Here is a 12,019-nt window from a genome sequence, read left to right as displayed (position 1 = left end):
GTTATACAGCAACGTAGTTTGAAGACCACTGCTCAAGGATGCTTTTGTACGGCTTGATGAATTGTTCTTCAGTAAATTTGCCTTGCTTAATGGCCAACTGGCTGCGCTCTTCTCGGTCATACACAATACGGGTCAGTGAATAATCCTGATGCTTTAAGCTTGGTTGATAAGTCTTTCCAGCAACAGAGTTTGCATTGTAAATTTCTGGGCGATAAATTTTTTGGAAAGTTTCCATGGTGCTGATGGTACTGATCAACTCAAGGTTGGTGTAATCACTGAGTAAATCACCACGGAAATAGAATGCTAATGGCGCAACACTATTCGGCGGCATAAAATAGCGAACCTGCAAACCCATTTTTGCAAAATACTCATCTGTTAGAGAGTATTCATCTTGTTGATATTCAACGCCTAAAACAGGATGTTGATTTGCAGTTTGGTGATAGGTTTTGCTGCTAGAAACACTCAAACAAATTACTGGTGCTTTACTAAAATTATCTTTATAAGTATTCGAATGAACGAATGAATTAAAAATGTTACCGTGAAGCTCACCATAGTTGTCTGGAAGGCTAAATTCAGCTTTATCTTTATTATGTTCTAACAGAAGTACACTAAAATCATAGTCTCGCACATAAGAGGAAAAATTATTTCCAACAATACCTTCAATACGTTGATTGTTTTTGTGATCGATAATATTGGTTTTCAAAATTTCTATTGTTGGGAAAGTTTCACCATTGCCTTCAATATCAATATCCACTGAAATAATTTCAAGTTCGACAGCGTAACGGTCTGCTTTCGGGTTATCCCAATGTGCCAAAGCATTGAAACGATTGTTGATCATCTTCAGAGTATTGCGCAAGTTGTCTTGACGACTCTCACCTCTTGCTAAATTTGCAAAGTTGGTTGTAATGCGCGTACTGTCAGCTGGATGATAGTTTTCATCGAAACTAATGCGCTTAATCGTAAATGTAAACTCTTTACTCATTGTGATAACCCTAATTTCTGAGATAAAAACCTGAATTTATTTCATGCTCTTGTCGACTACCTCAAAGTATTGTTGAAACTTATTCATCCATAGTTTTTCAATATTTTCTTATCTGAACTGCATGAAAAATTGAAAATCAATGCTGATATGGTCTGTAGCGAGGAGCATGGTGTAATTTATACCCCAAACCAGACATGAATAAAAATGATATTAATTCATAAAAAGTTGAATAAAATTCATGATTGATAATTTTATTCAATTAAGAAAGACTTGCGTGATCAAATAGTCTTATCACATCTGAATATTTCACAGCTTAAAACAATGGAATCATTACAAATGAGTCATATACTGAACTGGGTGACTGAATATGTATACAATGATATTTGAGAGGTTTCTTTGCTGAGTGATTGAACGGTTGATTAGGGGATAATAATTTAAGACCATTGATGCTCAGGATCTAAGTCAATAATAATGACATTTTGTCTCTGTAAAATGAGAACTGAAATAGAAAACATATACTTATAAAAGGAGGGTTACTTCATGCATTTCGTTAAGCTATTGATGGGCTGTTTCGTTTTTATCTTAAGTAAACTTGCTGTAGCTGCGGATTTTCCAATCTATCAGCTCAAAGCTGCACAAAATCTTCAAGATGGAATTTGGAGCTGGAAATCAACCATGCGACCACATAAGTCTACAGCAGCAGACCATACTGAACGTGGTTGTATCAAGATTAAAGATTTCATCAAACAACAAACAGATGAGATGCGAGAAAGCATTCCTCAAGAATGTAAAACTCAAATTACCAGTGATCAGCCGAATGAGGGGCGTATGGCTTTACAATGTTCAGGTGCTTTCAGTGTATTTAAAGTCAATTATCGAGTACAGCGTGTTTCAGCAAATCATTTAATTGTTGAAGCGAAAATGCCATCCAATACAACATTAATTCATGAATATAAACGAGAAGGTGTATGTAAATAGTTGATGATTTGAATAAAGAATTTAATCTATCCCAATCCATTACCTTAAAGAAAAATATAGTCATAATTTATTTGTTATTGCTTATATTGATGATGAAGGCGTTAATTATATACAGCCATGATGTTTACGATTCTTTAATCCAAGCTGAATCTGATTTTTAGAATAAACGTCAGATTCATGTATAAATAAATACAATCAAATTATTTTATCCAATGCATTAAAAATTCTTTTGAATTGGTTTCTAAATCGATACCTTCTTCTAAAATTTCAAAACCTAAAGTCTTATAAAATTGTACACTTTTTGGATTTTCTTGATAGACATTTAATTTTAGTTCAGTCCGTATGGCTTGAGCGTATTGGATCAGCCCTGTACCTATACCTTTTTCCTGATATTGCGGTGAGATAAAAATTGCGGCTATTTGGGTGTCTAGTAAAGCAATAAATCCACAGATTTGTTGGTTATGTTCTGCAAGATAAACTTCGGACATAGGAAGATAAACATGCTGCATTTTGAGCTTATGCGCTTTCCAATATGTTTCTGGAATAAAATGGTGAGCGATTAATGATGCTTCAAGCCAGATTTCGGATAAAATATTAAAATCTTCAATATCGGCTTTTCTTATATTAATTAAACTCACTAATTTTCTCTCCGAATTTAAATAAGCATTTATTTTAGCTAGGATACAAGAAGACGATTTATTTAGCATCTTATTCAGTATCATATATGGTTGACTTAGTGCTCATTTATTATTATAAAATCTATATGATAATTTTGATGAAATTAGAATAATGGAAAATAAATCAATTACATATAAAACCTTATGGGTTTTTGCACTGATCCTGAGTTTAGGTTTTATTATTTCGGCAAGTGTATTGGGATATGCTTTTAAGCAATTTGGTGGTGAAAAAAATTCAATTATTGTGAAAGGTTTGGCAGAAAAACCTATCCAAGCAGATTCTGCACGTTGGGAAATCAACCTTCAAACCAGTCGTGCGACGGACAGTGTGACAGCGTCCTATCAATTACTTGATCAAGAAATAAAGACCTTACAATCGTTCTTTGTTGAACATGGTTTTAAAGCCACAGAAATGAAATTAGGCAATAAAAGTTCGCAACCCTATTATCAAGATGTAGATCAGGGTGATGGAAAAACAATTCGTGAATTTAGAGGTTATGTTGCGATGCAGTCGTTGGTGATCAATACCCGCGATATTCAAAAAATTGAAAAAGCTGCAAAAGATGCATACCTACTGGATGAAAAAGGTATTTCAATTGAACAAAAACCACAGTATTTGGTTTCTAATCTAGAAGAAATAAAGATGTCATTGATTGCCAATGCCACAAAGAATGCTCATAGCCGTGCCAATGAATTTGCAAAAGTGGGTGGTGTGAAAGTGGGTGCAATGCGCTCTGCAAGCCAAGGTGCGTTTTATATCTTGCCTGAAAGTGGCTCAGACGATGACAGTGATTATGGCGGTGCATATGACAAAAATACCATCAATAAAATTGCTCGTGTCGTCGTCACGATTAATTATTCAATTGATTAACCAACCCTTAAAAGCTCAATTTGAGCAAATTATGTCTTAACATCATCAATGTTTAAGTAAAAAGAATGGGAGCTCAGCTCCCATTTTTAATTCATTTTATACTTGTGATTGAATGGATTTCATCGTATGCATTGTCATCGTTAGATCGCAAAATCAATCACAGCGCGAATGACACCTAAACTCAAACCAATAAATGCACCTACGACCACACCATTCACGCGTATCATGTGTAAGTCGCCACCGACTTCATTTTCAATTTTAGCAATCATCTCTGTAGAGTCCCATTCATGAATTCGTTGACTAATAAACGTAATCACTTTTTCACTATATTGATCGCTTAGATTGACAGCAATACCGCTGATTCGGTCGTTGAGCAGGTCACGAACCGATTGGTTTTGTACGAGGTTTTCTCCCACTTGTTGAATTGCAACACGCAGGTTCATCGCAATACCTGAGTCTGCTTTAAGCAGGTCAGATTTAATCGCATCACATAAAATAACCACTGCACCAGTAATAAAATTCAAAACAGGTTCACTGTCTAAAAGGGCATTTTTGGTTTCGTTTAAACGTATGCTGGCATTGCTATTATTATCTGCCAATTGCACCATCAGTTGATGTGCTGCTTGTTCTATTTTTTGGCGGATTGGATGCTCTTCATCTGCCAGCATCGACTCAACTTTTTCAATAATTGAATCAATGGTGCGTTGCTCAACATCAATCCCAATCCAGCTTGCACCTTTGGCAAGGCGTGAAACGCCCAGCTCTTTAAACAGAGTTTGTGTGAGTTCACGTGTTCTTTCAGGATGGGTCATCATCCATTCATGGGCAATGTCGAGTCCACGTTGTAACACATCTTGATGGAAATCATTGTCTAAAACTGCACGAAGCATTTCACTGGCAAGTTGGTTCATACGGGTATTACGAACCCATTGCACGCTGTTATTTTGGATAAAACGTCCAATTTGATCCTGACCAACAAATTCAAAAATTTTCGGTACTGTTTGTTGGATCACATCCACCACTTGACCGTTATTTTTTGGATGTGCCAACCATTGACCTACGGCTAAACTCAGGTCAGTATTTTTTAAACTCCGTTCAACGATTTGGGGAGAAAGAAAGTTTTCCTGAACAAATTTACCCATCGATTCCGCAATACGTGCCTTATTACGTGGAATAATTTCAGTGTGATCTTTTAAAAACTTAGGAATAGGGATTTTCCCAAAGGGATTGCGGAACAAGACCGTAATTGCATACCAGTCGGCTAGACCACCAACAACTCCAGCTTCAGCACCTAACATGAGGATATGAATAAACCATGCATATTCAGGGAGCAACTTGGCAGAAATGATTAAAGCAATCCACGCCACGACTGCCACAATCAATGCAATTGTGGCAAAGCGTTTGCTTCGATCTAGGCTGGGAATACTGTTGGCGATTTCACTGTGTTCAATTCCGCTCATTCATTTTCCTAAAACAAGTGTCTTTATCTTTATTGCTTTGATGTTACCGTATCAGGTTGTGGTTGTAGTACCTGTCCTGTCGGACTAACCCCATATTTAGGTCCTAAAGATTGCAAAATCAGACGAGCGTCAAAAGCATCGTTGGGTGATGATTTCTTATCTTTATAACATTCAATCGTATAGGAAATCTGTACGGGATCAATATTGACGACTTGTGGCATATCGTAAAATGGGTCATTCCAGAACATTGGGTGGCGACGATACCCCCAACCATATGGATAGTAGTTTGTGGATGGATAGACCACAGCTTTACGAGGAGGTTGCTGACTTCGATTGCTCGGATCATCTAGAACTTTAAAGTATGTAAAACCATTTAATAGGGTGGTTTGAGCAGCTTTGACGAGATTAATTTCTTCAGCAGTTCCAAAACTCATATTACTATTGCCTTGAAAACTAATGCGATAGCTATGATCATTGAGTGGAACTGTGGTGTATTGTCCAAGTTGGTCAAAGGTGCGTGGTTTGCTTGGTGTAGTGGCACAACCCGTAATGGTGAGTACAGCTACAATTGTCAGACCAATCAGTATTTTTTTCATCTGTTGCTCCTTGTCCATTTTGTGGGATGGAAGTGAATAAATTTCTAAGTGCTATAGTGTTCTAAGTTGATGGACTGACAATGAATTTCAAGAAGATTTTTGTTAAATCGCCATAGAGAAGATTGTAATTTGAAATTAGCTCAATTCTGAAATTGCCCTATGCGCCTATCAAAAGTTGAATATTAAACATAAATTATGTGTAGAGAATTAAATGACGATTCAAATTAGAGGTTATATTGCCACCAGTGCAGATGGATATATTGCAACGCTTGATGGATCCGTGGAGTTTTTGACACCATTTCAAAGTATTGACTGTGGCTATGATGATTTCATCAAGGAGATTGATATTATTCTGATGGGGCGTAAAGCTTATGAGGTGATATGCTCTTTTGGTACTGAATGGCCTTACCCTAATCAAAAAGGGTTTATTGTAAGTTCCAATCCCCCATTTAACATTATGTGATTCATCTCTTTCAGTATGGACAAATGGAGTGAGTGCTTTAATTGATCATCTTCAGCAGAATTATTCTGGCAATGTGTGGGTGGTTGGAGGAACTCAATTACAAAATACATTAATAGAACAAAATCTTATCAATCAGTTAGATGTCTTTATTATGCCTGTTTTATTGGGAAGTGGTATTCCTCTATTTCCTCGCTTTAATACAACTGAACGCCAATTAAAGTCATTACAGGCGGAAATGATTGAAAATAAAATCATTAAGCAAAGCTATGTTTTTTAGTGGCTGATGCAATATGAATTTTACATCAGCCACAGCGATTAAAAACTGCTATTCGGTTGTTTTAAAAACTCAATTTCTTCAGCAGTTGAGGTTCTTCCCAAAATTTGATTACGATGTGGGTAACGTCCAAAACGGTCAATAATCAGTTTATGCTTTTTCTCGAAGTCCAAATTGATTGGATTACCCAACGTTTCAAAAAGCTGTAAAGCCTGAGCATGAATGATTTTCGATTCACTGTGCATAAATGGCATATATAAGAATGAACGTTGTTCAGGCTTTAACGCTTGATCTAATTTAAGCTGAATCGCTTCTTGTGCCAATGCGAGTGCCAAAGCATCCTGAGCAAATGCATTGGCTTGATCTCGATATAAATTACGAGAAAATTGATCTAGAACAATAATTTCAGCAAGGCGACCTTCGGCTGTTGCCCGCCATGTCCATAATTCACACTGTTTGGCTTGATCTAAGGTATGTGCAAAGCGCTCATCTAAGGTTTGATCAAATGCGTCACTTTTGGCGAACCAAAAAGGTTGCGTTTCTGCACTAAACCAAAAATCGATAATTTCTTGATAATTCATAATGTTTACAATTCTTTAATGGTGATTTTTCTATACAAACACAAATTTTTGATGTCTTGTAGTCGAACTTTGTGATAAAAACTTTTTTCGAAATAAAGTGAATAATTGATTTAAAACAACGATGGTTATACGTGTATATCGATAAATAACGTTATACTGCGCGCATCCAAATATTTTATTTTAAAAAATTCTTTAAGATAAGTGAGTAAGTATGAGTCAACCCGAAATGATTTCCCAATTTATCGTGCCAGATTGGGTGGATTCTACCTTATTCAAAGGGATGTTACGTGGCATTGAACGGGAAAGCCTGCGTATGCAAAATAATGGCTTTTTATCACAAGCCGATCATCCGCTGTCTTTAGGTTCTGCTTTGACGCATCCGCATATCACAACAGATTATTCGGAAGCGTTGATGGAATTTATTACGCCTCCAAAAGAAAGTATTGCTGAAGCGCTAAATTTTTTAACGGATATACATGCTGTGGTACATCGCCATTTAGAAAATGGTGAAAAGCTTTGGACATTGTCTATGCCATGCATGTTGGATGAAAAAGAAGAAAATATTCGTTTGGCACAATACGGCACATCCAATATTGGTAAATTTAAAACCCTGTATCGTCATGGTTTGGGTATTCGCTACGGTCGCCGGATGCAGACGATTTCAGGCGTGCATTATAATGTCTCGTTTCCTGATGCTTTATTTGAACAACTACAACAACATGAACAAGACGATGCATTAAAAGCATTGAGTTTACAAGACTATCGAAGCCACCGTTACTTGGGTTTAATTCGTAATTTTATTCGTTTAACGCCGTTAGTGATGTATTTGGTGGGCGCGAGCCCGTCGGTATGTAAATGTTTTATGACCGGACGTGAGCACCAGTTATTGCCATTAATCAAAGGCACTTTATTTTTACCTTATGCGACTGCATTGCGTATGGGACGTTTTGGTTATCAAAATTCTGCTCAAAAACAATTAGGCATTCACTATAACAATTTAGACAGTTATGTGGCTGAATTACAGAAAGCGGTGAATTCACCTTATGCGCAGTTTAGTCATTTGGGGCTAAACAATGCCGAAGGTGAGCCGATCCAAATCAATGATCATGTCTTACAGATTGAAAATGAATACTATAGTCTTGTTCGACCTAAGCAAGTTCCACGAGCAGGGGAAACCCCATCTCAAGCATTGGCAGATCGGGGTATTGGTTATGTTGAATTACGTGCTGTAGATGTCAATCCGTACAGCGCAATCGGGATCAATGAAGATACCGCAGGCTTCTTGGAAGTGGTTGCCTTATATTGTTTACTGCAAGATAGCCCAGATTTATGGGATGAAGAGCAAGATGTGATTGAACAAAACCAAACTGAGGTGGTCAATCGTGGACGTGCGCCGAATGCCAAAATTATTGAGGCAGGTGCTGAATATCCATTGTTAGAATGGTTACAACAACATCTCAATGCCATGCAACCGCTTGCAACTTTACTGAATCAAAGCTATTCGACCGATTTGTATCGTCAAGCGCTCAATGTGATGCAAACACGGATTGATGATGTTGATGAGACTTTATCAGCACAAGTGATTGCCGATACCATGGAGCAAGGTGGGACATGGAGTTTTGGCAGTTATATGGCAAATCAGCATATCGAAAGTTACGAACAACATGTATTAAGTCCTGAAACTTTAGCGTATTTTGAGGGTCTTACTCAAACTTCTCTCGCAGAACAACAGCAACTTGAACAAGATACAAGTATAAGTTTTGAAGATTATCTGAGTAAATTTAGATAAGGCATTGATTATATTAACGAGGAAGCTCCATGCAATGGCGTAGTTATCGCTTCGTAAGTGGTCTTTTATTTTTAGCAAGTGTGGCCGGGATGTCTTTTGCACTCTATTTAGAGCATGTGCAAGGGCTTGAACCATGTCCACTTTGTGTTTTTCAACGTATTGGGTTGATCGGTCTTGGACTGATCTCTTTAATCGCATTTTTACATCATCCTAAAAATAATGTATTGAAACGCATTTATAGTTTCTTGGGTTTAGTGACAATCTCTTGGTCAGTCGGTGTTGCTGCTCGTCATGTGTGGCTGCAAAACTTACCTAAGGATCAAGTGCCAAGTTGTGGTCCTGGTTTGGACTACTGGGTAGATACTTTGCCTTTAAAAGCTGTTTTTGAAAATGTTTTAAAAGGTTCTGGTGAGTGTGCAATGGTGGATTGGACCTTTTTAGGTCAGTCTTTACCTGTATGGTCATTATTGTTCTTTAGTGTTTTGGCACTGATTAGCTTATGGCAGTTGTTTAGAAAGTACTAAAAGCACTATAAAAAAGAGTTGGTATTGCTCAGCTCTTTTTTATGATCTTATTTCATTACAATCACAGTCAATATCGTCTTATTAAAATGATGAAGTCTAAAATATATTTAAGTTGTCTTGGCGCAATTGCGCTTTGTGTATCTACACCCGTTTTAGCCAAGACACCACCACTTGCCAGTCAAGATGTATCCTGTCACTTTAAATCCGAATTTGATGACACCATCCCAGCAGATGTTTCTTATGTCAAATTTGGTGCCCAACCTTTTAAAATGTTTAAGACCAATCCTGATTATTTTTCGAGTCATGTTGAAGACTGCCAATTACATCATGGTCGATACTATGTGTTGTCTGTATCTCAGAGCCATCCAGCAAGAACATTGGCACAGTCTTTGATTGAAGTGACACAATTCGACTTAAACGGTAAAAAAGTTGATCAGAAATTTTATAATCAAGGTTGGACCTGTGAGTTAACACAAGGCTTGATTGCAAAAAATCAAAAATTATTCATTGATACACAATGTACAGAAAAATCAAATTTTGATGAATATGGTGAAATGCTTGACCCTAAGAAAACCAAGTCCTATCGAGTCGAAATCAAATAATCTAAAAAAAGCTGATTAAACATCAGCTTTTTTTAGGGCTAGGTTTTTTACCTTTATGTTTCTACAATGCCCTGCATGCTTTCTAATTTAATCAAATATTTACGGATTTGTTCTTCCGCCAATTCATCATGGCGTGGGTAGAACCACTTGGCGATCTGTTCTGAAACCAAAGGGTGATATTGAATATCAAAATGGTTAAGACCATAGAACACCGCTTTGTGCGATTCTGGCAGTTTTAATTGAAAGCGTGGATTAGGGTGTTCGCCTAAAGCACTCTTTAGACTGACCAAATAATCGCCAATTACTTTTAAGGTTCGATTTTTTCGATTCTCAAACTCTAAGGTGCCAGCAATTAAAAAGGTGTTGATGTGTGAGGGCAGTGGCGCAGGTTTACGGTTATCGTCCATTAAACCGATACGCGCATTATTATGTTCCCAATCATCATCACGAACACTACCATAGCGCAAGTCTAAAATCCCATTACTGCGAATATTCACAACATGGCTGATGATTTTGACGATGGGGAAATGTCCAATCTTTTCTTGGATTGCAAAACCAAAGCGTTCCAACACCGCGCCATGATGCGGAGAACCAATACATACTAGGTTTTCAACCATATGAAACCATTGGTGCATATTCTGCTTGCCATAGAATAAGGCACTACGACAAACCAAACCTCCCATACTGTGTCCAATCAAATCAATACTGGTAATACGTGGATTACGTTTGATGAGGTCTTCTAACAGATTGGCTAACGAGCGTCCATTGGCTGAAATTCTGCGCCCAGTATTGTAGTGAAAATAGAGCATGGTGTTGTTATCACGTTGTGCCAGTAATTTTTCTCCAATACCGCCATTGCCACGGTTGCTCCAATCCTGATAAGTCATACACAAACCGTGTGCGAAAATCACCACACGACCTGCCAGATCACCTTGTTGTAATGCACCGTAATGATCATAAAGTACCGGTGAAAGTGCCAATGGATTATGTGTCGCCAAAAGGTAATCGCCCAGCACACCATTTAAAGCACTGACTAAAAAAGTCATATGCGCATTAAGTGGTTTATCATGTAGATTTGGGAAACGTTCAATGGTTTTACGAAGTACAGGCGCCAACAGGTGACTACCATAATTTTGTAAAGCGTTATAACCGAATTTATAGAATTTATCGACGATTGGACGTGACTGAAAACGTTTAGCTTTTTGCTTACTTAAACCAAAAATACTCAGTAACATTTCACGCTGAATCGACTGGATGAAGTCCTGAACGACACCACTAAGCGGTGTACTCACTAACTGTGCTAAGCCTTCTAATACGTCTGCCTGACTCGGAGGCGAGCGATCCCACTTACAATAGGTTTCGTGTAAAGGGGTTAAACTTGGCATTGTTATTTCCTCATCCATATTGATCTGGAACAAAGACTTTATTTTTGCTCTAGATCCATGTATAAATTCTTAGGCAATCATCTTATCTTGTTCATCCTGAACACTATTTAAAATACCGATAATTGCATTAAAGTTTTAATTTTTTGTCGGACAAGATTCCCAAACATACAAATTAAAACAATTCTGTGATTTGAGTCACATTAAAAATTAAAACATTAGTGGTGAAAAAGCAATCTATTTTCAATGAATATTATTTATTTACATGGTTTTAAAAGTAGCTCGTTGTCTATTAAAGGGCAACAACTGAATGATTACTGTCGATGCCATTCATCGCATAATGTGCATTTACCTGATTTAAATCAACATCCAAAAGATGTGTTGGCGAAAATTTCAGCATATATTGAGCAATGGTCAGATGTAGTCTTGGTTGGCAGCAGTCTAGGGGGGTTTTATGCGACACAGTTGGTCGCAAAATACGGTGTACCCGCTGTTTTAATTAATCCAGCTATGCGACCATGGGAATTGTTTCGTCGTCTTTTTGGAACTGAGCATATGCCTTATCAGGTGACAGAACAATGGACACTGGATCATGCTCAATTGGCGTATTTGGAAGATATTGCTGTACCGTTTGTGCAAGATGCAGACAAAATAATGGTGTTATTGCAACAAGGTGATGAAGTTTTGGATTATCGTGAGGCTGAACGGTATTATAGTACAGCTCCACACACATCCTTGATCATGACAGAAATGCATGGTAATCATGCGATGGAAGATTTTGCAGATAAAATTCCCATGATTGTGGAGTTTTTATCTTACTCCGTAAAATAAAAGGAAAAA

General features: G+C 37.4%; 14 protein-coding genes. 8 read left to right on the top strand and 6 right to left on the bottom strand.

Going from position 1 to position 12,019, the window contains the following annotated elements; translation table 11 throughout:
• Position 1: 1 nt before the first annotated feature.
• Positions 2-982 carry a DUF1852 domain-containing protein gene (locus I9192_RS21190; RefSeq protein ID WP_005035107.1) on the bottom strand — a complete coding sequence of 327 codons (981 nt, stop codon included), beginning with the start codon at positions 980-982 and terminating at the stop codon, positions 2-4.
• A gap of 540 nt (positions 983-1,522) precedes the next feature.
• On the opposite strand from I9192_RS21190, the gene I9192_RS21185 reads away from it, so the two are divergent.
• Positions 1,523-1,960 carry a hypothetical protein gene (locus tag I9192_RS21185; protein WP_005035109.1) on the top strand — a complete coding sequence of 146 codons (438 nt, stop codon included), beginning with the start codon at positions 1,523-1,525 and terminating at the stop codon, positions 1,958-1,960.
• Between the two features lie 200 nt (positions 1,961-2,160).
• Here the strand turns inward: I9192_RS21185 and I9192_RS21180 are convergent, their stop codons facing one another.
• A complete protein-coding gene (locus I9192_RS21180; RefSeq protein WP_200150024.1) occupies positions 2,161-2,598 on the bottom strand; it encodes a GNAT family N-acetyltransferase in 438 nt (145 codons plus the stop codon).
• Positions 2,599-2,749: 151 nt separating this feature from the next.
• On the opposite strand from I9192_RS21180, the gene I9192_RS21175 reads away from it, so the two are divergent.
• On the top strand, positions 2,750-3,508 hold the full coding sequence (locus tag I9192_RS21175; RefSeq protein WP_004826006.1) for an SIMPL domain-containing protein: 759 nt from the start codon (positions 2,750-2,752) through the stop codon (positions 3,506-3,508).
• A gap of 140 nt (positions 3,509-3,648) precedes the next feature.
• Here the strand turns inward: I9192_RS21175 and I9192_RS21170 are convergent, their stop codons facing one another.
• Together I9192_RS21170 and I9192_RS21165 are read right to left on the bottom strand one after the other, a co-directional pair.
• Entirely contained in the window at positions 3,649-4,968 is a 1,320-nt protein-coding gene (locus I9192_RS21170) for a DUF445 domain-containing protein (protein ID WP_005035114.1), read from the bottom strand.
• Positions 4,969-4,997: 29 nt separating this feature from the next.
• Positions 4,998-5,564, bottom strand: coding sequence for a CC0125/CC1285 family lipoprotein (locus tag I9192_RS21165; RefSeq protein ID WP_005035116.1), 567 nt, complete (start codon positions 5,562-5,564; stop codon positions 4,998-5,000).
• Between the two features lie 211 nt (positions 5,565-5,775).
• Between I9192_RS21165 and I9192_RS22435 the strand changes: the two genes are divergently transcribed.
• Both I9192_RS22435 and I9192_RS22430 read left to right on the top strand, forming a co-directional pair.
• Positions 5,776-6,027: a dihydrofolate reductase family protein gene (locus I9192_RS22435; protein ID WP_005035119.1), complete on the top strand. Its 252-nt coding sequence runs from the start codon at positions 5,776-5,778 to the stop codon at positions 6,025-6,027.
• Between the two features lie 28 nt (positions 6,028-6,055).
• Entirely contained in the window at positions 6,056-6,304 is a 249-nt protein-coding gene (locus tag I9192_RS22430; protein WP_005035122.1) for a dihydrofolate reductase family protein, read from the top strand.
• Between the two features lie 38 nt (positions 6,305-6,342).
• Here I9192_RS22430 and I9192_RS21155 read toward each other — a convergent pair whose 3' ends face one another.
• Positions 6,343-6,882, bottom strand: coding sequence for a DUF924 family protein (locus I9192_RS21155; protein WP_004826015.1), 540 nt, complete (start codon positions 6,880-6,882; stop codon positions 6,343-6,345).
• Positions 6,883-7,093: 211 nt separating this feature from the next.
• On the opposite strand from I9192_RS21155, the gene gshA reads away from it, so the two are divergent.
• The 3 genes from gshA (at position 7,094) to I9192_RS21140 (ending at position 9,797) form a co-directional block, all read left to right on the top strand.
• Complete coding sequence (gene gshA / locus I9192_RS21150; RefSeq protein ID WP_005035124.1) at positions 7,094-8,671, top strand: glutamate--cysteine ligase; 1,578 nt, start codon at positions 7,094-7,096, stop codon at positions 8,669-8,671.
• Positions 8,672-8,700: 29 nt separating this feature from the next.
• On the top strand, positions 8,701-9,195 hold the full coding sequence (locus tag I9192_RS21145; protein ID WP_005035126.1) for a disulfide bond formation protein B: 495 nt from the start codon (positions 8,701-8,703) through the stop codon (positions 9,193-9,195).
• An 86-nt stretch (positions 9,196-9,281) separates the two neighbouring features.
• A complete protein-coding gene (locus I9192_RS21140) occupies positions 9,282-9,797 on the top strand; it encodes a hypothetical protein (RefSeq protein ID WP_227567162.1) in 516 nt (171 codons plus the stop codon).
• Between the two features lie 53 nt (positions 9,798-9,850).
• On the opposite strand, the gene I9192_RS21135 is transcribed toward I9192_RS21140, so the two are convergent.
• Positions 9,851-11,182 carry a PGAP1-like alpha/beta domain-containing protein gene (locus I9192_RS21135; RefSeq protein ID WP_005035129.1) on the bottom strand — a complete coding sequence of 444 codons (1,332 nt, stop codon included), beginning with the start codon at positions 11,180-11,182 and terminating at the stop codon, positions 9,851-9,853.
• A 243-nt stretch (positions 11,183-11,425) separates the two neighbouring features.
• Between I9192_RS21135 and I9192_RS21130 the strand changes: the two genes are divergently transcribed.
• Positions 11,426-12,010 (top strand): YqiA/YcfP family alpha/beta fold hydrolase, encoded by a 585-nt coding sequence (locus I9192_RS21130; RefSeq protein WP_005035131.1) that lies wholly within the window; start codon positions 11,426-11,428, stop codon positions 12,008-12,010.
• The last annotated feature ends 9 nt before the right edge of the window (positions 12,011-12,019 follow it).

Origin of the sequence: Acinetobacter bereziniae, from assembly GCF_016576965.1 — a bacterium.
Lineage (GTDB): Bacteria > Pseudomonadota > Gammaproteobacteria > Pseudomonadales > Moraxellaceae > Acinetobacter > Acinetobacter bereziniae.
This window is presented reverse-complemented; position numbering and strand designations above follow the sequence as displayed.

What these genes read in the sequence shown, in the direction of transcription:
- I9192_RS21190 (WP_005035107.1), bottom strand. Translation starts at nt 982, where the DNA reads ATGAGTAAAGAGTTTACATTTACGATTAAGCGCATTAGTTTCGATGAA.
- I9192_RS21185 (WP_005035109.1), top strand. Translation starts at nt 1,523, where the DNA reads ATGCATTTCGTTAAGCTATTGATGGGCTGTTTCGTTTTTATCTTAAGT.
- I9192_RS21175 (WP_004826006.1), top strand. Translation starts at nt 2,750, where the DNA reads ATGGAAAATAAATCAATTACATATAAAACCTTATGGGTTTTTGCACTG.
- I9192_RS21170 (WP_005035114.1), bottom strand. Translation starts at nt 4,968, where the DNA reads ATGAGCGGAATTGAACACAGTGAAATCGCCAACAGTATTCCCAGCCTA.
- I9192_RS21165 (WP_005035116.1), bottom strand. Translation starts at nt 5,564, where the DNA reads ATGAAAAAAATACTGATTGGTCTGACAATTGTAGCTGTACTCACCATT.
- I9192_RS22435 (WP_005035119.1), top strand. Translation starts at nt 5,776, where the DNA reads ATGACGATTCAAATTAGAGGTTATATTGCCACCAGTGCAGATGGATAT.
- I9192_RS21155 (WP_004826015.1), bottom strand. Translation starts at nt 6,882, where the DNA reads ATGAATTATCAAGAAATTATCGATTTTTGGTTTAGTGCAGAAACGCAA.
- gshA (WP_005035124.1), top strand. Translation starts at nt 7,094, where the DNA reads ATGAGTCAACCCGAAATGATTTCCCAATTTATCGTGCCAGATTGGGTG.
- I9192_RS21145 (WP_005035126.1), top strand. Translation starts at nt 8,701, where the DNA reads ATGCAATGGCGTAGTTATCGCTTCGTAAGTGGTCTTTTATTTTTAGCA.
- I9192_RS21140 (WP_227567162.1), top strand. Translation starts at nt 9,282, where the DNA reads ATGATGAAGTCTAAAATATATTTAAGTTGTCTTGGCGCAATTGCGCTT.
- I9192_RS21135 (WP_005035129.1), bottom strand. Translation starts at nt 11,182, where the DNA reads ATGCCAAGTTTAACCCCTTTACACGAAACCTATTGTAAGTGGGATCGC.
- I9192_RS21130 (WP_005035131.1), top strand. Translation starts at nt 11,426, where the DNA reads ATGAATATTATTTATTTACATGGTTTTAAAAGTAGCTCGTTGTCTATT.